This is a genomic window from Amycolatopsis thermoflava N1165, from assembly GCF_000473265.1.
Taxonomy (GTDB): Bacteria; Actinomycetota; Actinomycetes; order Mycobacteriales; family Pseudonocardiaceae; genus Amycolatopsis_E; species Amycolatopsis_E thermoflava.
On record NZ_KI421511.1, the window covers coordinates 376,505 to 397,102 of the forward strand.

The 20,598-nt window shown below is 71.9% G+C and carries 19 protein-coding genes; 9 read left to right on the forward strand and 10 right to left on the reverse strand.

The features are described from left to right. The 6 genes from AMYTH_RS0101865 (at position 1) to AMYTH_RS0101890 (ending at position 6,002) form a co-directional block, all read left to right on the forward strand. On the forward strand, positions 1 to 972 hold the full coding sequence (locus AMYTH_RS0101865) for an ABC transporter permease (RefSeq protein WP_027928873.1): 972 nt from the start codon (positions 1 to 3) through the stop codon (positions 970 to 972). After that, on the forward strand, positions 969 to 1,805 hold the full coding sequence (locus AMYTH_RS0101870; protein ID WP_027928874.1) for an ABC transporter permease: 837 nt from the start codon (positions 969 to 971) through the stop codon (positions 1,803 to 1,805). Before AMYTH_RS0101865 ends, AMYTH_RS0101870 begins: the two co-directional genes overlap by 4 nt. Further along, positions 1,784 to 3,436: a dipeptide ABC transporter ATP-binding protein gene (locus tag AMYTH_RS43405; RefSeq protein WP_037322130.1), complete on the forward strand. Its 1,653-nt coding sequence runs from the start codon at positions 1,784 to 1,786 to the stop codon at positions 3,434 to 3,436. The genes AMYTH_RS0101870 and AMYTH_RS43405 overlap by 22 nt, the downstream gene beginning before the upstream one ends. Continuing rightward, a complete protein-coding gene (locus AMYTH_RS0101880; RefSeq protein ID WP_027928875.1) occupies positions 3,433 to 4,485 on the forward strand; it encodes an LLM class flavin-dependent oxidoreductase in 1,053 nt (350 codons plus the stop codon). Before AMYTH_RS43405 ends, AMYTH_RS0101880 begins: the two co-directional genes overlap by 4 nt. 161 nt (positions 4,486 to 4,646) lie before the next feature. Continuing rightward, the gene (locus AMYTH_RS43410; RefSeq protein ID WP_037322133.1) at positions 4,647 to 5,516 is read left to right on the forward strand and encodes an alpha/beta hydrolase; all 870 of its coding nucleotides are present in this window, start codon (positions 4,647 to 4,649) and stop codon (positions 5,514 to 5,516) included. A gap of 45 nt (positions 5,517 to 5,561) precedes the next feature. Next, entirely contained in the window at positions 5,562 to 6,002 is a 441-nt protein-coding gene (locus AMYTH_RS0101890; RefSeq protein WP_027928876.1) for a DUF6314 family protein, read from the forward strand. A gap of 4 nt (positions 6,003 to 6,006) precedes the next feature. On the opposite strand, the gene AMYTH_RS0101895 is transcribed toward AMYTH_RS0101890, so the two are convergent. Further along, positions 6,007 to 6,624: a LysE/ArgO family amino acid transporter gene (locus AMYTH_RS0101895; protein ID WP_027928877.1), complete on the reverse strand. Its 618-nt coding sequence runs from the start codon at positions 6,622 to 6,624 to the stop codon at positions 6,007 to 6,009. Positions 6,625 to 6,693: 69 nt separating this feature from the next. Here AMYTH_RS0101895 and AMYTH_RS0101900 point away from each other — a divergent pair, with 69 nt between their 5' ends. Then, positions 6,694 to 7,593, forward strand: a complete 900-nt coding sequence (locus AMYTH_RS0101900) for a LysR family transcriptional regulator ArgP (protein ID WP_027928878.1) — start codon at positions 6,694 to 6,696, stop codon at positions 7,591 to 7,593. A gap of 8 nt (positions 7,594 to 7,601) precedes the next feature. Here AMYTH_RS0101900 and AMYTH_RS0101905 read toward each other — a convergent pair whose 3' ends face one another. From AMYTH_RS0101905 to AMYTH_RS0101920, 4 genes are all read right to left on the reverse strand, one after another. Next, the gene (locus AMYTH_RS0101905) at positions 7,602 to 8,153 is read right to left on the reverse strand and encodes a maleylpyruvate isomerase family mycothiol-dependent enzyme (protein WP_027928879.1); all 552 of its coding nucleotides are present in this window, start codon (positions 8,151 to 8,153) and stop codon (positions 7,602 to 7,604) included. Position 8,154: 1 nt separating this feature from the next. Then, entirely contained in the window at positions 8,155 to 8,643 is a 489-nt protein-coding gene (locus AMYTH_RS0101910) for an SRPBCC family protein (protein ID WP_027928880.1), read from the reverse strand. Beyond that, on the reverse strand, positions 8,640 to 8,996 hold the full coding sequence (locus tag AMYTH_RS0101915) for an ArsR/SmtB family transcription factor (RefSeq protein ID WP_027928881.1): 357 nt from the start codon (positions 8,994 to 8,996) through the stop codon (positions 8,640 to 8,642). Before AMYTH_RS0101915 ends, AMYTH_RS0101910 begins: the two co-directional genes overlap by 4 nt. 79 nt (positions 8,997 to 9,075) lie before the next feature. Further along, on the reverse strand, positions 9,076 to 12,156 hold the full coding sequence (locus tag AMYTH_RS0101920) for a DUF3427 domain-containing protein (protein WP_037323174.1): 3,081 nt from the start codon (positions 12,154 to 12,156) through the stop codon (positions 9,076 to 9,078). Positions 12,157 to 12,370: 214 nt separating this feature from the next. On the opposite strand from AMYTH_RS0101920, the gene AMYTH_RS47540 reads away from it, so the two are divergent. Together AMYTH_RS47540 and AMYTH_RS0101925 are read left to right on the forward strand one after the other, a co-directional pair. Continuing rightward, positions 12,371 to 12,961 carry a helix-turn-helix domain-containing protein gene (locus AMYTH_RS47540; RefSeq protein ID WP_084022474.1) on the forward strand — a complete coding sequence of 197 codons (591 nt, stop codon included), beginning with the start codon at positions 12,371 to 12,373 and terminating at the stop codon, positions 12,959 to 12,961. 516 nt (positions 12,962 to 13,477) lie between these two features. Continuing rightward, positions 13,478 to 14,098 (forward strand): transglycosylase SLT domain-containing protein, encoded by a 621-nt coding sequence (locus AMYTH_RS0101925; RefSeq protein ID WP_228684535.1) that lies wholly within the window; start codon positions 13,478 to 13,480, stop codon positions 14,096 to 14,098. A gap of 43 nt (positions 14,099 to 14,141) precedes the next feature. On the opposite strand, the gene atzF is transcribed toward AMYTH_RS0101925, so the two are convergent. From atzF to AMYTH_RS0101950, 5 genes are read right to left on the reverse strand one after another with little or no spacing between them, the layout of a single operon-like run. Continuing rightward, positions 14,142 to 15,767 carry an allophanate hydrolase gene (gene atzF, locus AMYTH_RS0101930; protein ID WP_037322136.1) on the reverse strand — a complete coding sequence of 542 codons (1,626 nt, stop codon included), beginning with the start codon at positions 15,765 to 15,767 and terminating at the stop codon, positions 14,142 to 14,144. Then, positions 15,764 to 17,749: a 5-oxoprolinase/urea amidolyase family protein gene (locus tag AMYTH_RS0101935; protein WP_027928885.1), complete on the reverse strand. Its 1,986-nt coding sequence runs from the start codon at positions 17,747 to 17,749 to the stop codon at positions 15,764 to 15,766. Before AMYTH_RS0101935 ends, atzF begins: the two co-directional genes overlap by 4 nt. After that, on the reverse strand, positions 17,743 to 18,360 hold the full coding sequence (locus tag AMYTH_RS0101940; protein ID WP_027928886.1) for an urea amidolyase associated protein UAAP2: 618 nt from the start codon (positions 18,358 to 18,360) through the stop codon (positions 17,743 to 17,745). The genes AMYTH_RS0101935 and AMYTH_RS0101940 overlap by 7 nt, the downstream gene beginning before the upstream one ends. Further along, positions 18,357 to 19,052 carry an urea amidolyase associated protein UAAP1 gene (locus tag AMYTH_RS0101945; RefSeq protein WP_027928887.1) on the reverse strand — a complete coding sequence of 232 codons (696 nt, stop codon included), beginning with the start codon at positions 19,050 to 19,052 and terminating at the stop codon, positions 18,357 to 18,359. The genes AMYTH_RS0101940 and AMYTH_RS0101945 overlap by 4 nt, the downstream gene beginning before the upstream one ends. After that, positions 19,049 to 20,566 carry an amino acid permease gene (locus AMYTH_RS0101950; protein WP_027928888.1) on the reverse strand — a complete coding sequence of 506 codons (1,518 nt, stop codon included), beginning with the start codon at positions 20,564 to 20,566 and terminating at the stop codon, positions 19,049 to 19,051. Before AMYTH_RS0101950 ends, AMYTH_RS0101945 begins: the two co-directional genes overlap by 4 nt. Positions 20,567 to 20,598: the final 32 nt, after the last annotated feature.

Consider the following 20,598-nt stretch of genomic DNA (forward strand, 5'->3'; position numbering starts at 1 on the left):
ATGAACCGCGACTACGCGACCTACGCCCTGCGGCGGGTCCTGCAGGCGATCGTGGTCATCCTGCTCGCCTACGTGTTCACCTTCGTGGTGATCAGCGTGCTGCCCGGCGACCCGGTCTCGGCCGTCCTGAACAACCCGCAGAACGCGTTCACGCAAGACCAGATCCGCGACATCATCGCCTACTACGGGCTCGACCAGCCGGTGTACGTGCAGCTGTGGGAGTCGCTGTCGCGGTTCGTGACCGGGGACCTCGGCCTCTCGCTGCGCACGCACCTGCCGGTGAGCCGCATGATCGGCGAGGTCCTGCCGTCCACGCTCGCGCTCGCCGCCGCCGCGCTGGCCGTGGCGCTGGTGCTCGCGCTGGCCATCGCCCTGGGCACCCGCTACCTTCCCCGGCGCTACGGCCAGGGCGTGCTGCGGGCCTTCCCGTCGCTGTTCCTGTCGATGCCGAACTTCGTCATCGGCCTGGTGCTGATCCAGGTGTTCGCGTTCCAGCTCGGGCTGTTCCGGGTGATCGACTCCGAGGGCTCGTGGGCGACGTTCTTCGCCGCGGTCGCCCTCGGCATCCCGGTCTCCGCGCAGGTCGCCGAGGTGCTCGTCGCGAACCTCGACCACGAGTCCCGGCAGGACTACGCGTTCCTCGCCCGGTCCCGCGGGCTCGGCAAGACCCGGTTGTTCCTGCGGCACCTGCTCAAACCGTCGGCGCTGCCGGTGGTCACGGTGCTCGCGCTGGTGGTCGGGGAGCTGCTCGGCGGCGCCGTGATCACCGAGCAGATCTTCGGGCGCACCGGCATCGGCAGCCTGGTGCAGCGGTCGGTGACCGCGCAGGACCTGCCGGTGCTGCAGGCGGTGGTCTCGCTCGCCGCGGTCGCGTTCGTCGTGGTCAACCTCCTGGCAGACCTCGTCTACCCGCTGCTCGACCCGCGGGTGCGGTTGCTGCCCGAACGGCGGCGCGCGGAGGTGGCGGCATGACGGTCTCCGCGGTCTCCGCCGCCCGCCCGGCTTCCCGGCGCCGCGCGGCGGTGCCGCCCACGGTGGTGCTGTCGTTCGCGGTCGTGGCGGTCGTGTTGTCCTGGGCGCTGCTGCCCGGGCTGTTCACCGGCCAGGACCCGGCCGCCGGCGTGCCCGCGGACAAGTTCCTGCCACCCGGCGCCGGGCACTGGTTCGGCACCGACCACCTGGGCCGCGACCTGTTCAGCCGCGTCGTGCACGGCACCGCCACCTCCGTCGGCAGCGCGCTGATCGCCGTCGGCATCGGCGTCGTGGTCGGCGGGGTGATCGGGCTCGTCGCCGGGTTCGCCGGCGGCTGGACCGACAGCGCGCTGGCGCGGCTGGTCGACGTGCTGCTGGCGATACCGCAGTTCCTGCTCGCCGTCATCGTCGTCAGCGCGCTCGGCTTCCAGACCGTCAACGCCGCGGTCGCCACCGGGGTGTCCGCGGTGGCCGTGTTCGCCAGGGTGATGCGGTCCGAAGTCATCAAGACCCGCCGCGCCGTGTTCGTCGAGGCCGCCTACCTGCAGGGCGGGTCGCGGTGGCACATCCTGCTGCGCCACGTGCTGCCCAACGCCTCCCGCTCGGTGCTGACCCTCGCGGTGCTCCAGTTCGGACTGTCCATCCTGGTCATCGCCGGGCTGGCGTTCCTCGGCTACGGCGACCCTCCGCCCGCCTCCGACTGGGGCCTGCTCATCTCGGTGGGCAAGGACTACCCGCTGGCCCCCTGGCTGGTCTACGCGCCCGCGCTCGTCACGATCGCCACCGTCCTCTCCGTGAACAGGATCAGCCGATGGCTCCGCAAGACGAACTGACCCTCGACCGCCCCGCGGCGGCCACGACCACCGGGACGCTACTGCGCGTGCGGGACCTCACCATCGCCTACGGCCACCACCAGGTCGTCACCGGCGTGAGCTTCGAGCTCCCGCGGGCAGGCAGCCTCGCGCTCATCGGCGAATCCGGCTCCGGCAAGTCGACCATCGCCCGCTCGCTGCTGCGTCTGCTGCCCGAAGGCGGCCGGGCGCGCGGCGTGGCCGAGTTCGACGGGCAGGACGTCCTGTCGCTGCCCGAACGCCGGTTCCGCCGCCTGCGTGGCCGCCGCATCGGGTACGTGCCGCAGGACCCGGGCAGCTCCCTCAACCCGGTCCGCACCATCGGCGCGCAGGCCAGGGAAGCCGCCGCGCTGCTGGACGAGCCCAGCGCGGCCCGGCGCCACGAACGGATCCTGGAGACCTTCGCGCAGGTCGGTCTCGACGACCCACGGCGCGTCTACGACTCCTACCCGCACCAGCTCTCCGGCGGCATGCTGCAACGCGTCCTCATCGGACTGGCTGTGCTGCCGGGGCCCGAGCTGCTCGTCGCCGACGAGCCGACGTCGGCGCTGGACGTGACCATCCAGCGGCGCATCCTCGACCTGCTGTCCCGGCTGCGCGCCGACCTCGGCATCGGCCTGCTGCTCATCACCCACGACCTGGCGATCGCCGCGGAGCGCGCCGACTCACTGGTCGTGCTCAAGGACGGCGTGGTGCAGGACGCCGGGCCCACCGCGGAGGTGTTCTCCACGCCGGGGTCGGACTACACGCGGCGCCTGCACGCCGACGTCCCGGCGCTCAACCCGGACCGCTACCGCCGGTTGCGCGACGTCGGCGCGCAGCGGCTCACCGGTTCTGCGCCCAAGATCGATATCCGCGGCGTGACGAAGACCTTCACCGTCGGCGGCCGCGCGCTGCGGGCCGTGGACGACGTGTCGTTCAGCGTCGGCGCGGGCACCACGCACGCGCTCGTCGGCGAGTCCGGCTCCGGGAAGACGACCGCCATCCGCCTGCTGCTCGGCCTCGAACGCGCCGACTCGGGCCGCATCGAGGTGGCCGGCGAGGAGGTGACCGGCGGCTCGCACGCCGCGCTGCGGTCCGTGCGGCGGCACCTGCAACTGGTCTACCAGAACCCGTACACCTCACTGGATCCGACGTGGAAGGTGGAGCGGCTGGTGCGGGAGCCGCTGGACCGGTTCCGCATCGGGACCCGGCGCGAACGCGCCGACCGGGTCCGCGAGGTGCTGGACGCCGTCGGGCTGGCGGACGAGCTCCGCGGCCGCAAACCCGCCGCGCTGTCCGGCGGTCAGCGGCAGCGGGTCGCGATCGCGCGGGCGCTGGTGCTGCGGCCGGACGTGATCGTGCTCGACGAACCGACCTCCGCGCTCGACGTCACCGTGCAGGCCGGCATCGTCGAGGTGCTCCTGTCGCTGCAGGCCGAGCTGGGGCTGACGTACGTGTTCGTGTCGCACGACCTCGCGCTGGTGCGCCAGCTCGCGCACACCGTGTCGGTGATGCGGCAGGGGCGGATCGTCGAGAGCGGGCCGGTCGAGTCCATTTTCGACAGTCCGCGGGAGCCCTACACACGGGCCCTCATCGACTCGATCCCCGCCGGCGCGCAGGAGCTGTCGTGACGGGGCGCAGGCTCGGCTTCAACACGCGGGTGTCGTTCAGCGACGACCCGGGCGCGGGGCTCCGGGAGGGCATCGAGCTGTTCCGGGCGGCCGAGGCGCTCGGCTACCAGTCCGGATGGGCCTACCAGCGGCACTTCGACCACTACCTGTCCTCGCCGCTGCCGTTCTTCGCCGCGGCCGGGCAGCACACGCAGCGCATCACGCTCGGCAGCGCGGTGATCCCGATGCGGTACCAGGACCCGGTGCTGCTGGCCGAGGCCGCGGGCACCACGGACCTGCTCATCGGCGGCCGCCTCCAGCTCGCGGTGTCCACCAGCGGAAACGCCACCTGGGACGCGGTGTTCGGCGAGGTCGGCACGGACGCGCGCACCGAGGCCGAGCGCCGCCAGGAGCGGTTCCTCGACGCGATCGCCGGGGCGGCGCTGCACATCGTGGACGGACCGGGGCAGGGCGCGCCGGTGGGCACGCAACTGCGGGTCACCCCGCACAGCCCGGGCCTGCGGTCGCGGATCCGGCAGGGCGCGGGCAGTCTCGGCTCGGCGGCGCGGGCCGCCGAACTCGGCATCGGGCTGATCACCGGGACGGTGCTGCACGACGTCCCGGAGGGCGTGAGTTTCGGCGAGCACCAGGCGCGGCTGATCGACGTCTACCGCACCACCTGGCGCGACAAGCACGGCAATGAGCCGCCGCCGGTCGCCGTCGCCGCCTCGGTCCTGCCCGGCACCACGGCCGGGCTGCGGGAGACCTACGCCGCCTACGACCGGCAGCGGCGCACCGAGGGCATGGCCGCGTCCCGCCCGAAGGGTGCGCTGACCCCGGTGATCGGCGCGGACCTCCCGGCCGGGATGCGGATGAGCCCGGTCTTCCACGGCACACCCGACGAGGTCACCGAGGCCGTGCTCGCCGACCCCGGCCTGGCGGCGGCCGAGGAGATCGTCCTGTTCCTCCCACCGGCCTTCGGACTCGCCGACAACATCCGGCTGCTGACCGACGCCGCGCGGACGGTCGCCCCGGCCCTCGGCTGGGACGGCAGCCCACAGGGGCGCTGACTTCCGCCTGGGAGCTGCGCCACATCGGTGGACATCCCGACCTGGCCGGCTTCGACGGCGAGCCGCGACTTCATCCCTTCGAGGCGAGGCGATCGCTGTCCGAGGATTCCGACAATCGCGTGTTTCGACGGTTGCTGCTACTCGACAACGGAAGGAACACCATGAACGAAGCGACGCCAAGGGCCCCGATCGTGCTGATCCACGGGCTTTGGATGACCGCCCGGAGCTGGGATCGCTGGGCAGAGTACTACCGCGCAAAGGGCCATGAGGTCATCGTTCCGACGTATCCGGGATTCGAGATCGAAGTGGAGGCGTTGCGCCAGAACCCTCAGATCATCGCCGATGCGACGGTCCCCGCGACGCTCGAGCACCTTGTCGACGTAGTCGAAAGCGTTGATACCCCACCCATCATCATGGGCCATTCCTTCGGCGGGACCTTCACCCAACTCCTCGTCAACCGTGGCTTGGGTGCTGCCGCTGTGGTGATCGACTCGGCCCCACCGGAGGGTGTGCGGATCAACCCGCCGTCGCAGATCAAATCGCTGTTCCCGGTCCTCGCCAACCCGGCCAACCGGCACCGCGCAGTGGGCTTCACCAAGGAGCAGTTCCACTATGCGTTCGCCAACACCTGCAGCCGGGAGGAGTCCGACGCGGCGTACGACCGCCTCCACATCCCGGCGCCTGGCAGCTGGGTATGGGCCTACGGCCTGATAGCCAACTGGAAGCCAGGCCACCAGGAGACCTGGGTCGACTACGACCTGGATGACCGTGCTCCACTGCTTTTCATCATCGGCGGCAAAGACCACCTGATGCCGCCGTCAGTGATCCGCTCGAACGCGAAGAAGTACCGCAACTCCGCGGCGACGACCGAAATCTACGAGTTTCCCGACCGCTCACACTTCACCGGCGTCGAGCCTGGCTGGGAACGCGTGGCCGACTACGCACTCGAGTGGGCGACAAGTCACATGCGAGCCGCACAAACCCCCGGCGCATCCGCGAACCCGGGAGACCGCCGTGTCCGTCCGGACTGAGGTCGTTCCCGAACGGCCGTCCCGGTCCTCGGGCATCCTGGTCGTATGGACAACCCGCCCAGCGACGAGGAGGCGCGCCTGTTCGCAGCCCTGCCGGGGGAGTGGACGATCACCAGGGCGCTGCCGGGCACCGGCCGGATGACCGGGTCGGCCCGGTTCCGCCCCGCGGGGCCGGATCTGCTGCACTACCGCGAGGACGGGCAGCTCACCCTGGACGGCGGGCAGGTCCTCGACGTCTATCGCGAGTACCACTACCGGCTGGAGCCGGGACTGATCCGCATCTGCTTCGCCGAGCCGGGGCCACCGCGGACGTTGCACGTGCTCCGGCTCGACCAGGCCGCCGCGTCCGACGTACACCTCTGCGGCCAGGACACCTACGTCGGCCACTACGAGTTCCCGGACGAAAACCGCTTCACCGTGCGCATGCGGGTCACCGGGCCGCACAAGGACTACTCGATCGAGACGACCTACGAGCGCGCCCGCTGAGGCGTCACAGCGCGCGGGCCAGCAGCATCGTGCCCATCACGAGCATGGTCGCCGCGACGAGGACGTCCAGCGTGCGCCACGCGCCCGGCCGGGACAGCACCGGGCTGAGCAGTCGCGCGCCGTAGCCGAGGCAGGCGAACCACGCCAGGCTGGCGGCCATCGCGCCGAGCCCGAAGATCCACCGCAGAGCCCCGCGGTCCGCGGCGACCGAACCGACCAGCAGCACCGTGTCCAGGTAGACGTGCGGGTTCAGCCAGGTCATCGCCAGGCAGGTGAGCACGGCCGCGCCGATCGAGCCGGCCGCGGCGCCCGTCGTCGTCAACCCGGTGGCCGCCGGGCGCAGCGCACGCCGCCCGGCGAGGACGCCGTAGCAGATCAGGAAAGCACCGCCGGCCAGGCCGACCGCGGTGAGGGCCGCAGGCCAGGCGGTCACCACGGCGCCGAGCCCGGCCACGCCGAGCGCGATCAGCACCGCGTCGGAGGCGGCACAGATCGCGACGACGGCCGCCACCGCGTGCCGTCGCACGCCCTGGCGCAGGACGAACGCGTTCTGCGCGCCGATGGCCACGATGAGGGACAGGCCCGTGCCGAACCCGGCCAGACCTGCGGAAAGAACGTTCACGCAACCCACGCTAAGCAGCGGGCGGCGCACAGTACAGCTAAAGATTTTTACGTATCATTAGCGCACGTGATGACCGAGTTGCCCATCGACCAGGTGCGGACGCTGCTCGCGGTCGTCGACGAGGGCACGTTCGACGCCGCCGCCGCGGCCCTGCACGTCACCCCGTCGGCGGTCAGCCAGCGGATCAAGACCCTCGAGCAGCGCGTCGGCCGGGTGCTGCTGATGCGCACCAAACCGGTCCGGCCGACCGAGTCCGGGCAGGTCGTCGTGCGGTTCGCGCGACAGCTCGCCGCGCTGAACGAGGACGCGCGGCGGGAGCTGGGGATCGCCGGCGAGCCCGGCCCCGCGCGGCTGTCCATCGCGGTGAACGCCGATTCGCTCGCCACCTGGTTCCTGCCCGCCGTCACCCGGGTGCCGCGCGATCCGCCGGTGTCCTTCGAGCTGTACCGCGAGGACGAGACGCGGACCGCCGAGCTGCTGCGTGAGGGACGGGTGATGGCCGCGGTGACCTCGTCGCCGGACCCGGTCGCCGGCTGCCTCGTGCGTCCGCTGGGGCTCGCGCGTTACCTGCCCGCGGCGAACCCGGACTTCGTGGCCCGACACCGGTCCGGCCGGCTCCGGCGGTGGCTGCCCGGCGCGCCGGTGATCGTCTTCGACCAGGCCGACGAACTGCAGGACCGCTTCGTCCGCGCGCTGTCCGGTGTGGACGCCGCGGAGCACCGCCACCACGTGCCCACGTCGGAGGGCTTCCGCGACGCCGTCGCGGCCGGCCTGGGCTGGGGCCTGGTCCCGGAGCCGCAGGCCCGGCCGCTCCTGGAGTCCGGCGCCCTCGTCGAACTCGAACCGGGCCTGCACTGGGACGTGCCGTTGTACTGGCAGCAGTGGAAACTGGACGTGCGCGCGCTGGCGCTCGTCGCGGACACGATCACCGCGGCGGCCGCGGAGGCGCTGCACCCGCTGCCGTCCTGAATGGACGGTCAGGGGCGCCAGGCCGGGTCGCGGCCGATGAAGGCCATCAGCTGGTCCTGCGGCGAGGCGTCGTCGGAGACGGGCACCGCGGGACCGTACTGTCCGCTGTCCCGCAGGAGCTGCTCGATCGGCCGCATGCCGGCGAGCGTGGCGGCGCACCGGTCCTGGCCGAGGTCGGGTTCGCGGCCGAGCGCCTTGGCCAGGTCCCAGGTGTGCATCCAGACGTCGGCCGTGTAGAACTGGTCGATCGCCTCGTCCACGGGTTTGTCGCCGGTGTGCGGGTTGCTCAGCACGCGCCCGGCGGGGTCGTCGAGGATCGCCTGGATGTCGGCGGCGTGCTGCTTCCAGGCCGCGGCCGGGTCGGCCGCGACGTCCAGGGCGGGGAGTTCGATCCCGGCGCCCCGCAGGAAGCCGCGGGACCACTCGACGAGGTGCTTCACGACGTCGAGCGCCGTCCACCCGGCGACCGGGCTGGGGCGCGTCCAGTCGCCGGGGCCCGCGGACTCGACCAGCTCGGTGAAGCGGGCCGCGTCGTGCGCGTGCTGCTGGGCAGGCGTCATCTCAGGCTCCCTTGGCGAGCAGTGCGTCGAGCTTCTCGTAGCCCTCGTTGACCCCGACGTCCATGCCGCTGGACAGGATGCCGTCGCGGGTCTCGAAGTCCTTGACCACGCTGAGGGTGGTCAGCCGCGTCCGGCCGCCGTCGATCGCCTCGAAGGTGATTGTCTCCAGCGCGACGCCGTCGGGATCGCCCTCGTAGGCGAACGTCCACACGATCCGCTCGTCCGGCCGCACCTCGTGGAAACTGCCGAAGAACGAAGCGATCTCCTCGCCGTCCCGGTCGTTGGCGAAGGCCCACTCGCCGCCGGTGCGGGCGTCCCACTTGGTGATCCTCGTGGTGAGCGAGTGCGGCCCGATCCACTGCGCGAGGAGGTCGGGGTCGACGTGGGCACGGAACACGTGCGCGGGTGGGGCGTCGAACTCGCGGATGATCTCGATCGTCGGGACCTTGTCGGCCGCGACGATCCGGGCATCCTGACGGGTGCTGGTCATGATGCGTCCTCCTGGGGCTGGTCGGTGTCGGACATGCGGGACAGCACGGCGTCCAGGCGCCGGTACCGTTCCTCGGCCGTGCGGCGGTAGCGCTCGATCCACTTCGTCATCAGGTCGAACACCTCCGCGTCGAGGTGGACGGGCCGCCGCTGGGCGACCTTGCTGCGCGTCACCAGGCCGGCTTCCTCCAGCACCTTCACGTGCTTGGAGATCGCCTGGAGGCTCATGTCGTACGGCTCGGCCAGCTCGCCGACGGTCGCGTCCGCGGCGGCCAGCCGGGCGACCAGGTCGCGCCGGGTCGGATCCGCGAGGGCCGCGAACACACGGTTGAGCTGCTCGGTCGTGTCGTCCACCACGGTTCCTCAACTACTCGATTGAGGACGACGCTAGGCCCGTCGAGGCGGCGTTGTCAACCGGGAGGTTGAGAACGGCTCACCCGGCGACGCTCGCCACCGAAAACGCGTCCGCGGGCATCGGCCGGTGCAGCCGCCAGGTGATCGCGATCGGCCGCTCGCCGCGGTGCTCCACGTACGACGCGGGACCGAGGCAGACGAACGGCGCCGCCCCGAGGTCGTCGGTCTTCGTCTCGCGCACGAAGAGCACCACGTGACTGCCCTGCGCGCGGTGCTGGAGGTAGCGCCGGCCGGTGGGGGAGTCCAGCGAGGTCGCGTTCTGCGACTCCCAGTGGAACAACTCGGGGCTGATCGCGTAGTCGCGGTACATCGTGGTCGGGGAGAAGTCCTTCTCGCTCTTGCGCAGGTTGATCAGCAGCGCGTCGGTCCTGGTGTCCTCGCACCACGCGACGCCGGACACGTGGTTGCCCGGCACCCGCTGCAGGGTCGCGTAGCCCAGCGCGGCGAGGATCTCTTCCCGCCGGTACCGGCTGTGACCGGCCAGGGGAACGTGCTGCAGGCCCTCGCCGAGCGAGGCCGGGACGTGCCGGGCGCGGTCCAGCCCGAGGGTGACCAGCTCGGCGATCTCCGCGCACACGGCCGGATGCCGGCGCAGGTGCTCAAGACCCGCGCGGTAGGACGGGAAATCGCGCCGCTTGGGCCACAGCGTGAACAGCAGCATGCGGGCCAGCCGCTGGTGCCGTTCGGTGAGTTCCTCGTAGGCCGGCCCGTCGACGGCGACCAGATGCCGGTACACCTCGGCCCGCTCCGGGTCGTCGACGTGCGTGAACGCGGCCATCCGCCGCAGCAGTCCGCCTTCGTCCGGCCCGGCGGGCGGAACCGGCAGCCCGGCGTCCCGCCGCAACCCGGTCCACGAACCGCCGCCGCGGTAGACGTCAACCAGTTCGCGGTCGGCGGCGTCCAGGTACGCGGCCAGCGGAAGATCGCCGTGCGAACGCACGTCGGCCGCCAGCTGGGCGCGGGTGAAGCGCAGCTGCGTGCGGACGTTGTCGAGCACGATCTGCTGCGCGACGCGGTCCAGCACCACCTGGGAGCCGGCGGGCAGGAACGGAAAGCCCTGCTCGATCTGCCGCTGCAGCCCGCGCCGGCTCGCCCCGGTCAGCGCCCGGTAGCGCGTGTCGAACCGGAACTCCTTGCGGTGCTGGCCGATGAAGTCCAGCACCGTGAGCACGGCCTTACCCGGTGCGCGTCGCAAACCGCGGCCCAGCTGCTGCAGGAACACCGTCGCGCTGTCGGTGGGCCGCAGGAACAGCACGGTGTCGACCTCGGGGATGTCCAGGCCCTCGTTGAACAGGTCTACCGCGAACAACGCGTTGACCTCCCGTGCCCGGAGCGCGGCGATGGCGCGCTCGCGGTCGCCCGGCGAGCTGTTCCCGGACACCGCCAACGCGTTGATCCCGGCCTTCCGGAACACCCGCGCCATGTACTCGGCGTGCGCGATGCTCACGCAGAACCCCAGGGCACGCATGGTGCCCACGTCGGTCACCTTGTCCCGCAGTTCCTTCAGCACCTTCACCGCGCGGGCGTCGTTGCCGGTGTAGACGCGCTCCAAACCCGTGACGTCGTACCGGCCGCGCTTCCACTCCACGCCGGCGAGGTCGGTCCCGTCGGCGACGCCGAAGTAGTGGAAGGGGATCAGCAGGTCCGCGGACAGGGCCTCCCACAGCGGCAGCTCGAACGCCGTCCGGCCGCCGAACATCTCCCGCACGTCGCCACCGGTGCTGCGTTCCGGAGTGGCGGTGAGCCCCAGGAGTTCCTTGGGGCGCAGGTGGTTGAGCAGCCGTTGGTAGGTCGCCGCCTCGGCGTGGTGGAACTCGTCGACCACCACGACGTCGAAGTGTTCCGGGGGCAGCTTCTCGATGCCGTGCGCGTGCAGACCCTGGATGCTGGCGAACACGTGCCGCCACCGCTCCGGCCGCGCGCCGCCGACGTAAGCCTCGCCGAACGTTTCGTCGATCAGCGTTTCGCGATAGACACGGAGCGCCTGCTGCAGGATCTCCTTGCGGTGCGCGACGAAGAGCAGGGTGAGGTCGCCGTCGGCCCGCAGTTGCCGGTAGTCGAGGGCGGCGATCACCGTCTTGCCGGTGCCGGTCGCGGCCACCACGAGGTTGCGGTGCCGGTCGTGGACCTGGCGCTCGGACTCGAGCGCTTCGAGGATCTCCTGCTGGTGCGGCAGCGGCCGGACCTCCAGCCCGGCCAGGCTGATCGTGGCCGGCGCACTGGTGCGGCGCCCGGCCTGCCGGAGGGCGTCGTCGAAGCGGTCCGCGTCGGTGTCCGGGTCGTACGGGACGAAGGCGCTGGACTCCCAGTAGGTGTCGAAGGTGGCCTCGAACTTCCGCAGCAGTTCGGGGGTGGCGACGCCGGAGAGGCGGACGTTCCACTCGAGGCCCTCCACCAGCGCGGAGCGGGAGAGATTCGAGCTGCCGACGAACGCGGTGTCGTAGCCGGAGTTCCGGCGGAACAACCACGCCTTGGCGTGCAGCCGGGTCGACTGGGTCTCGTAGCTGACCCGGACGTCGGCGCCGAACCGCCGCACCAGCCGGTCGATCGCGGGCCGCTCGGTCGCACCCACATACGTCGTGGTCAGCACGCGGAAGGGCACGCCGCGGTCGCGCAGATCGAGCAGGACATCCTCCAGCAGCCGCAGCCCCGGCCAGCGGATGAACGCGCAGAGCAGGTCGACCCGGTCTGCGCTGGCCAGCTCGGCGCGCAGCTCGGCGGACAGGCTCGGCTCCTCCCTGGCGTTGGTGAGCAACGCGGCCTGGGAGAGCGGCGTGACCGGCCGGATGTGCTTACGCGCGCCGGTGCCTGTGACTTCGCTCAACGCGATGAGCTGCTGCAAGGCGTCGGTCAACCGGTCGTCCTCGGCGGCCAGCTGGCTCAGCACCCGGTTGGCCAGCTCCACCCGCCGGCCGCCGTCGGGCTCGTCGGCGATCACCCGGCGCACGGCCTCGGCCACGTGACGCGCGATCACCTCCGGCGCATCCGCATCGTCGACGGCGTTGAACTCCGGGGTGAAGCGCCCCCGCGCGGCTTCGAGTGCCCGGTCCAGGCGGTGCGTCCGGACAGCTTCGTACACTCCGTCGGCCAGCGGCTCCATGAAGATCACTGTGCCACGAGCTGCCGGCGCCGTGCGGGACCTCGGCGCTACGTCCGCGCGGTGTCGCTCAAGCCCGGCACGTCAAGAATGGCGCCATGTCGCGAGCGCCGAGTGGCCGTGGGGACCCACCGTCAGGGAGGCCGCCGCTCTAGGTGTGCAGTCCGGGGACCTTGGTGACTAGCTGACACGGTGAGGATGATCTTGGCAGGCGCCATTGACCCCCACCGGCCGACTGCGGCTGGCCCGGTGGGTCGTGGAGCAGGGGCGGCGGTCGCTTCGTCGGGCGGCGGAGCGGTTCCACGTCAGTCACACCACCGTCGCCCGCTGGGTGTGTGTTTGTCGCGAGCATGGCCCGGCGGGCCTGGTCGATCGGTCCAGCCGCCCGCACCACAGCCACGGGCAGACCCCGCCAGAGGTGGAAGCGCAGGTGGTGGCGCTGCGCACCGAACCCCGGGTCGGGCCGTTGCGGGTCGCCACCCGCGTCCCGGTGGCCGCTTCCACGGCGTACCAGGTCCGGTACCGTCACGGCCTGCCGCTGCTGGCCGCATGTGATTGGGCCACCGGCGAGCCGATCCGCCGCTGTCAACGCGACCGCCCAGGCGAGCTGGGCCGTCCCGCAAGTCGCGCGAATCAGGTACGCGCCCGCGGCGGCACCTACGTGTTCCTGCACCCCGCGCTCTCACCAAACGGTGCCGAAGGAAAGCAATCCGGCACGATCCGGCACTGTCCCGAAAATGGCGCCCGGCGGCGAAAACAATGGAATCCGGAAATCGTGGAATGGTGCAAAGCATTCGCGGCGGGGTGACGCGCGTCTCGCTTCGGGGGTACCGATCAGGGTGCGCGGTAGGCTGATCATGAACGCCATTCACCCCGTCGTGTAACCTTCCGAGCGCCTCGGATCGGCCCCGATCAAGGCGAGTAGCAGTGGTGTTACCGAGTGGTAGAAGCTGGCCTTGACCTGCGTAAAGACCCGTCCGGCAAGATCGGCCCCGACCCCCTCAAACTGTGGGCTCAGTCACCGTTTGGTGATATCTCCGTTGCGCGTTCGTAATCTGGCTGAGGCCTCGCGGGAACCTGGAAATCCCCCGTTCCGCATCCCGCACGGCCCCCGCCGGCCTGGCCCCCGACAGGGTCGGCGTGGTTGAACGTCAAGCAAGGAGACCTCCCGTTCATGGGAAGCCATAATTCCAACAACCGTGCTCCCCGAAAGGCGCTCCTGTTTTCCCCGGACAGGTACCGCCCACGGCACGCAGCCAAACCGAAGAACCTCGGCCGGATCAGTACGCGCACGTCCGTTTCGGCGGGCCTGCTCATGATGTCCATGGCCGGCTCCGCCAGCCCGCTCGCCATGGCGAGCACCGGTGGCGAAGCCGTTCCCCCGGCGCCCGTCGCCGGCGCTGCCCCGGTCGCCGACGCAACCCCGGTCCTCCCGGTCCTCGGGCCGCCGTCGACGTGGATCGTCACCACGCCGGCGCCGGTCCTGGACATCCCCGCCGCCCCCGAGACCGCCCCCACGGAGACCGTCGCCGCGGAAACCCCCGCCGCGGCGCCGGCTCCGGCCCCGGAGGTCTTCGACACCACCGGTGACGAGCTCGCCGGCTGGATCAACGAGGCCATCCGGGTCATGCGGGCGCAGGGTGTGCCGGTCGACGGCGGTGACGTGCGGGCGATCCGCACGATCATCGACAAGGAGTCGAGCGGCGACCCGCAGGCCGTCAACCGCTGGGACAGCAACTGGCGCGCAGGTCACCCCTCCAAGGGGCTGATGCAGTGCATCGACTCGACCTTCAACGCGCACAAGCTGCCCGGCTACGACGACATCTTCAACCCGGTGCACAACATCATCGCCGGGGTGCGCTACACCATCAGCCGCTACGGCGGTTTCGACGGTCACCCCGGGCTGAAGTCGATGCTCAAGGGCAGCGGCTACCGCGGTTACTGACGACAACGGGCGCCCGTCCACTTCGGACGGGCGCCCGTCGTCGTCAGCTCGACAGGTACGCCCGCCAGCCGCCGTACGCGGTGATGTCCCTGGCAGGGTCCGCGCACGAGGTGTCGGCCACGAAACCGAGCACAGTGGACCCGTCGTCGAGCGTCAACGGGCCCAGGTGCAGGGGCGGCGCGATCGTCGGCAGCAGCGCGCCGATCGCCACCTCCGGCAGGTCCCACACCTCCAGCTCGATCCCGCCCGCCGGGCCGTCTCCCGTGTGGAGCAGCCCCGGCCGCGGAAACGGGCCGTCCACTGTGTACATTCGGTGGCCGGGTCCGGTGCGGGCCCGGCTGTGCAGCACCCCGCCCAGCCGCACCAGGTCGACGTTCGCCGGCTGACCGGACAGGTGCGCGCCCGCGACGGCCAGCAGCGTCCGGGTCGCGGGCGGTGTGACCGTCTCACCGGTCCAGCGCGCCGCCAGGTCCAGCAGCGGCCCGTCCGCGAACGCCGGCGCGAGCAGCTGCACCCCGAACGGCAGCCCGTCGGCCCGTGACCCGGCAGGCACGGCGACCGCGCACAGGTCGAGCAGGTTCGCCATGTTCGTGAACGTGCCCAGCCGCGTGTTGACCCCGACCGGATCGGCCGCGACCTCCGCCAGCGTCGGGTGCCCCGGCGTCACCGGCAGCAGCAGCGCGTCCGCGCCGGTGAAGGCCCGCTCCGCGAGCCGACGCAACCGGGCCAGCTCGTGCAGGCCCGCGAAGGTGTCCGCGCCCGAGTACCGGTCCGCGCCGCGCACGATGCTCCGCACCGTCGGGTCCACGCCCGGCCCGTCGAGCAGGTGCCCGAACGCCGCCAGCCGCTCGGCCACGAACGCCGCCTCGTAGAGCAGCCGCGCGGCCGCCAGGAACGGCGTGACGTCCACCCGCACCACGTGCCCGACCCGCGCCGCGTGGGCGAGCGCGTCCTGCCACGCCGCTTCGTGCTCCGGGTCCAGGTCGAGCGGGCCGTCCGGCACCGCGATCACCCGCATCCGGCGCGCGACGCCCGGCGGCAGCAGCGCGGGCGCCGGCCGCGACCACGGATCGGCCTCGTCGAACGCCACCAGCGCGTCCAGCACCGGCCGCGCCTCGGCGACCGTCCTGGTCAGGGTGGTGATGCAGTCCAGCGACGGGCACGCCGGCAGCAACCCGCGCGTGGACACCAGTCCGCGGGTCGGCTTCACGCCGACCAGGCCGTTGAACGCCGCGGGGACCCGGCCGCTGCCCGCGGTGTCCGTGCCCAGGGCGAACGGCACCACACCGAGCGCGACCGCCACCGCGCTGCCCGAGCTGCTCCCGCCGCTGACATGCGCCGGCGAGAAGACGCTGTGGCACGCGCCGTAGGGGGAGCGGGTGCCGACCAGGCCGGTGGCGAACTGGTCCAGGTTGGTCTTGCCGATTGGCACCGCGCCGCGGTCCAGCAACCGCTGCACGGCGAACGCGGTCTCGGTCGCCGGGGTGTCCCGCGCCGGGCACCCGCCGGTGGTCGGCACCCCGGCGATGTCGATGTTGTCCTTGACCGCGAACGGGATTCCGGCCAGCGGACCATCCGAGGTGGACTGAACCCGGTCCTCGTCCAGCAGCGAGATGAACGCCGGCTGGTCCACGTCCCGCGCCGCCTTCAGCGCGACCAGCGGAGTCATCGAGCCCACCTCTCCCGTTCGGCGTCGAACGCCGCCTGCCTGCGTTTGCGGAACAACGCGATCTCCTCGCGGTGCCTCGACTCCAGCTCGTCCACTTCGGACAACGAGAACCGTGCCGGTCTGGTGTCCAACCCGGATCGCCCGGCCTTGACGTCCGCCCGCAGATCGGCCAGCTCCTCGGCGCTGACCGGCGTGAACCGCAAGCGGTCGAACTGGCGCAGCAACCACGGCGGCTCGTCCGAACCCGGCACGTGCCGCCACACCGGGACCGTCCGCCCGACCAGCTGGTAGCCACCAGGGCCTTCCATCCCGTACACGCACAGGTACGCCCCGCCGATGCCGACGGCGTTCTGCGGCGTCCACGTCCGCGCCGGGTTGTACTTCGTGGTCACCAGCCGGTGCCGCGGATCGATCGGCAACGCCACCGGGGCGCCCAGGTACACGTCGCCCAGTCCGATCACCAGGTACGTGGCCTCACGCAGGATCCGGAACACGTCGTCCCGTGCGGGCAGGTCGTTGATGCGCCGGATGAACTCGACGTTGTCCGGGCACCACGGCGCGTCCGGCCGCACCGAACGCGTGTAGCGCGCCATCGCCTCGTGTGCGGCCGGGTGGTCGAACGCGATCGGCAGCGTCACCTCCCGCACGTCGAGCGTCACCCCAGCCGGATCGGGCACCGCACCGGCCAGCTCGTCGAGCAGCCCGGCCAGCCGTTCCAGCGGCAGCCGGCCCGGATCCACCTGGACCAACAGCGAGCGCACGCCCTCCACGATCTCGGTGACCCCGTCCGTCGCCGTCGCCCGCAGCGCCTCGGCGAGCAGGTGCACCCACACCCGCACGTGCAGGTCCAGCACGGCGGGCCCGGCCTCGACGAGCAGGTGGTGGTCACCGGCCCGGCGCAGCACCACCGCCGGGTCCGCCCGCTCCCGCAGAAAACCGTGCTCCCGCAACAGTTCCGGTCGCGGCGCGGGCAACACCGGCGCCGGAGCGGGCGTGCCGGCGAACTCGGCCGCGACGGCCGCCCGCGGATCGGCCAGCAGTGCGGCCCGCTCCGCGTTGATGACCTCGGCTTCCGCCGGGGACACCAAGGCGAGCCGCACCGGGTCGCCCGGCCGGGCCTGCGCGAGCATCCACCGGTCCGCGCGGATCACGGTGAACGGCACCACGAACCCGCCGAGGCTCGGCCCGTCCGGGCCGACCACGACCGGCGTGTCGCCGGACAGCATGATCCCGCCCACCGGGTAGGCGCTGTCGTGGATGTTCGACGGGTGCAGGCCCGCCTCACCGCCGTCGCGCCGCGACCACTTCGGCGGGGGACCGGTCAGCCGCACCCCCGTGCGGTCGGCGCGGTGGTCGACCGTCCACAGTGTCTCCAGCAGCGAATACGCGCCCTCTTCGGTGAGGTACTCGGGAGCGCCGTGCGGTCCGGCCAGCACCCGGACCGTCCACTCGGTCCCGATGTGGGGCAGGACCGGCGCCACGTCCAGCGGCGCGGTGAGGTTCTCGGTGCGGCCGACGGTCAGCTGGTCCCCGGCGGCGAGCGCCCGCCCGTCGAGGCCGCCGAACCCGCCGAGCAGGAACGTTGCGCGGCTGCCGAACACCTCGGGGACGCGGATCCCACCCGCGACCGCCAGGTACGCGCGCATCCCGGGTCCGTCGCACGGGCCGACGTCGAGCACCGACCCCGCCGCCACCGGCGTGACGATCCCCGGGCGCAGCGGACGGCCGTCCACGGTGGCCCGGTGCGCCGCGCCGGCCAGGCACACCGTGGTGCGCCGGTCGAAGCGCAGCACCGGCCCGGTGACCACCGCCTCCAGGCCGGCCGCGTCCGGCGGGTTGCCCACCGCGGCGTTGGCCAGCGCGAAGGACAGGTCGTCCCACGCGCCCGAGGGCGGCACCCCGACGTCCCACATGCCGCCGCGGCCGGTCAGGTCCTGCACCGTCGTCTGAGTGCCTGGCTTCAGCACTTCCACGGTCACCACCAGCCCAGCAGCCGCACCGGCGTGGGGTTCCAGCCGTTGCACGGGTTGTTCAGCTGCGGGCAGTTGCTGATCAGCACGTACAGGTCGCGTTCGGCGCGCACCTCGACGTACTTGCCCGGCGCGGACAGGCCGTCTTCGAACGTCAGCCCGCCTTCGGCGGTCAGCGGCACGTTCATGAAGAAGTTGATGTTGTGCCCGAGCTGCCGCGCGCCGATGCCCACCTGCGCGCCGTAGCGCAGGAACGTCTCCCGGCAGGCGTGCTGGTGGCGGGTGTGCTCGCCGTAACGGACCACATTGGACTCCTGCGCACACGCCCCGCCCAGGGTGTCGTGGCGGCCGCACGTGTCCTCGGTGATCGTGGCCAGTACGTCCAGGTTCACCGACAGCAGACGCGACCCGGCGGTGAGGTAGGCGCTGCCCTGCTCCCGCACGGTGTCCATCGCGCTGTAGCGGTTGTCGAGGTCGGCGGCGTCGTAGAACAGCGTGTCCACGGCCTGGTTGCCGTGCAGGTCGACGATGCGGAACGTGCCGCCTGCCGGAATGGTGCCGAGGAAGCCGTCACCGTCGGCGACGGTCGTGTCGAGGGCGGCCTCGGTGATCGTGCCGGTCATGCCAGCACCCCCCGGGCGGCTCGCAGGGCGCGGGCGCTTTCGTCGCGGAACGTCCACGACGGATCGTCCTCGCCGGGTTCGGGCGCGGGCCGGACCTCGGCCAGCACGCCGCCGGGGTTCCACTGTGGATCGAGCGGGTGCGGCGACGTGGACAGGACGACCAGCACGTCCATCTCCGCCCGCAGGGTCACCCAGTCACCGGCCGACGCGTGGCCGGGCGCGAAGGTCAGCAGGCCGTCGCCGGAGATCGCGACCTTGCTGAAGAAGTTGACGCACGCGTGCAGGTCCGCCGGCCCGCGGCCGTGCTTGCGCAGCTCGCTCAGGAAGCCGTCGCGAGCGGACCGGCGCCACGCGTTGCGGTCGGCCGAATAGGACGACGGGCCGTACTTCGCCACGTCGACGGAATGGCCGCTCAGCGCGTCGTGCCAGTCCAGGGACGACCCGGTGACCGAGCACAACGCGGTGCCACGGTCGGACATCAGCACCATCGGCGCGTGGATGCGGGCGCTCATCTGGGCTTTCAACGTGTCCGGAACGTTGAGCCGGTCGACCGGGTGGTGCGCGGCGAACAGCAGCGTCGAGCAGTTCGCCCCCTCGCCGGTGGCGGTCAGTTTCAGCTCCCGGCCGCCGCGGACCAGGACCGACCACGCGGCGCCGCCGGGGATCTCGTGGGACAGCAGGACCTCGCTCACGCGGCACCCTCCAGAACCGGCGCCAGCGCGGGGCGGCGGGCCTGCACGAAGTAGGCCAGCGCGCCCACGAGCAGGGCGCCGGCCAGGAACAGGGGAGCGAACCACTGCAGGTACGGGTGCCCGCCTTCGGGGTCGAACACCTCCGCGCGCGGCCAGCCCAGGTTGACCGCCATCGCCGCGCCCCACACCACCGCGAGCACGTTGACGACCACACCCCAGCGGCCGAGCCCGAAGTGGCCCGGCGCGGCAGGCAGCTCACCCCGCAGGCGGCGGACCAGCAGCGGCAGCGTCACCATCAGGTAGGCCAGGTAGAGCAGCATGATGCAGACGCTGGCGACAGTGGTGAACAGCGCCGGGTTGCCGATGTTGATCAGCAGCACCGCGGCCGCGACCACCGCGACCACCACGGAGGCGCGGACGGGGGTGCCGGTGCGCGGGTTGACCTTCGCCAGGCCGTCGGCGAAGGGCAGGACGCGGTCGCGGGCCATCGAGAACACCATGCGGGTGGCGGCGGTCTGGATCGCCAGCGTGCACACCGTCACCGCGATCGCGACGTCCACCAGGAAGACGCGGCCGAGCGTGTCGCCGAGCCGGCTCATCAGCACCCCGGGAAGGCCAAGGGCAGGGTCGCCGAGGCTGCCGTCGGTGACGCTGCCCGCGGCCATCAGGGTGGCCAGCAGCATGAGCGCGCCGCCGAGACCGGAGATCAGCACCGCGCGCAGGATGGTGCGCGGCGTGGTGCGGCGCGGGTTGTGCGTCTCCTCGGACAGCTCGCCCGCGCTGTCGAAGCCGACCAGCACGTAGGCGGCCATCAACCCGGACACCGCGAACGCCCACAGGTAGCTGTGGCCCTCGACGCCCTGCGTCTGCAGCACCACACCGGGGCCGCGCTCGGCGCGGGAGAACAACGCGACGCACAACAGCGCGACGCCCACCAGTTCGCAGGTGACGCCCACGCTGTTGACGACCGACATCAGGCGGACGCCGATCGCGTTGATCGCCGTGGTGACGGCCAGCAGCAGCACGCCCAGCAGGACCGCGTTGGCCGCGCCGGTGGGGGAGGTCAGCGCGGAGTCGCCGGGGATCAGCTGGAAGCCAGACCAGACCGGCGGCAGCACGACCTGCAGGGCGATCGCGGCGCCGGCGAGGGTGACCGTCTGCGCGACGATCATCAGCCAGCCCGCGGTCCAGCCCCACAACCGCCCGCCGAGGCGGCTCGACCACTGGTAGATGACGCCCGAGATCGGGTAGCGGGCCGCCAGCTCGGCGAAACACAGCGCGACGAGCAGCTGCCCCGCCAGCACGATCGGCCAGGTCCAGAAGAACGCCGGGCCGGCGAAGGAGAAGCCGAAGAAGAACAGCTGGAAGACGGTCGTGAGGATGGAGACGAAGGAGAACCCCGCGGCGAACGACCCGTAGGACCCGATCTTGCGTTTCAGCTGCTGGCCGTAGCCGAAGCCGGAGAGGTCCCCGGCGTCGGCGTCTGGCGTGGTTGGGGGATGCGTGACGGACATACCCACCTCCGGATCAGTCCCCGGACCACGCA

What these genes read in the sequence shown, in the direction of transcription:
- AMYTH_RS0101925 (WP_228684535.1), top strand. Translation starts at nt 13,478, where the DNA reads ATGGCCGGCTCCGCCAGCCCGCTCGCCATGGCGAGCACCGGTGGCGAA.
- atzF (WP_037322136.1), bottom strand. Translation starts at nt 15,767, where the DNA reads ATGACTCCGCTGGTCGCGCTGAAGGCGGCGCGGGACGTGGACCAGCCG.
- AMYTH_RS43405 (WP_037322130.1), top strand. Translation starts at nt 1,784, where the DNA reads ATGGCTCCGCAAGACGAACTGACCCTCGACCGCCCCGCGGCGGCCACG.
- AMYTH_RS0101865 (WP_027928873.1), top strand. Translation starts at nt 1, where the DNA reads ATGAACCGCGACTACGCGACCTACGCCCTGCGGCGGGTCCTGCAGGCG.
- AMYTH_RS0101900 (WP_027928878.1), top strand. Translation starts at nt 6,694, where the DNA reads ATGACCGAGTTGCCCATCGACCAGGTGCGGACGCTGCTCGCGGTCGTC.
- AMYTH_RS0101905 (WP_027928879.1), bottom strand. Translation starts at nt 8,153, where the DNA reads ATGACGCCTGCCCAGCAGCACGCGCACGACGCGGCCCGCTTCACCGAG.
- AMYTH_RS0101940 (WP_027928886.1), bottom strand. Translation starts at nt 18,360, where the DNA reads ATGACCGGCACGATCACCGAGGCCGCCCTCGACACGACCGTCGCCGAC.
- AMYTH_RS0101870 (WP_027928874.1), top strand. Translation starts at nt 969, where the DNA reads ATGACGGTCTCCGCGGTCTCCGCCGCCCGCCCGGCTTCCCGGCGCCGC.
- AMYTH_RS0101890 (WP_027928876.1), top strand. Translation starts at nt 5,562, where the DNA reads ATGGACAACCCGCCCAGCGACGAGGAGGCGCGCCTGTTCGCAGCCCTG.
- AMYTH_RS0101910 (WP_027928880.1), bottom strand. Translation starts at nt 8,643, where the DNA reads ATGACCAGCACCCGTCAGGATGCCCGGATCGTCGCGGCCGACAAGGTC.
- AMYTH_RS0101920 (WP_037323174.1), bottom strand. Translation starts at nt 12,156, where the DNA reads ATGGAGCCGCTGGCCGACGGAGTGTACGAAGCTGTCCGGACGCACCGC.
- AMYTH_RS43410 (WP_037322133.1), top strand. Translation starts at nt 4,647, where the DNA reads ATGAACGAAGCGACGCCAAGGGCCCCGATCGTGCTGATCCACGGGCTT.
- AMYTH_RS0101950 (WP_027928888.1), bottom strand. Translation starts at nt 20,566, where the DNA reads ATGTCCGTCACGCATCCCCCAACCACGCCAGACGCCGACGCCGGGGAC.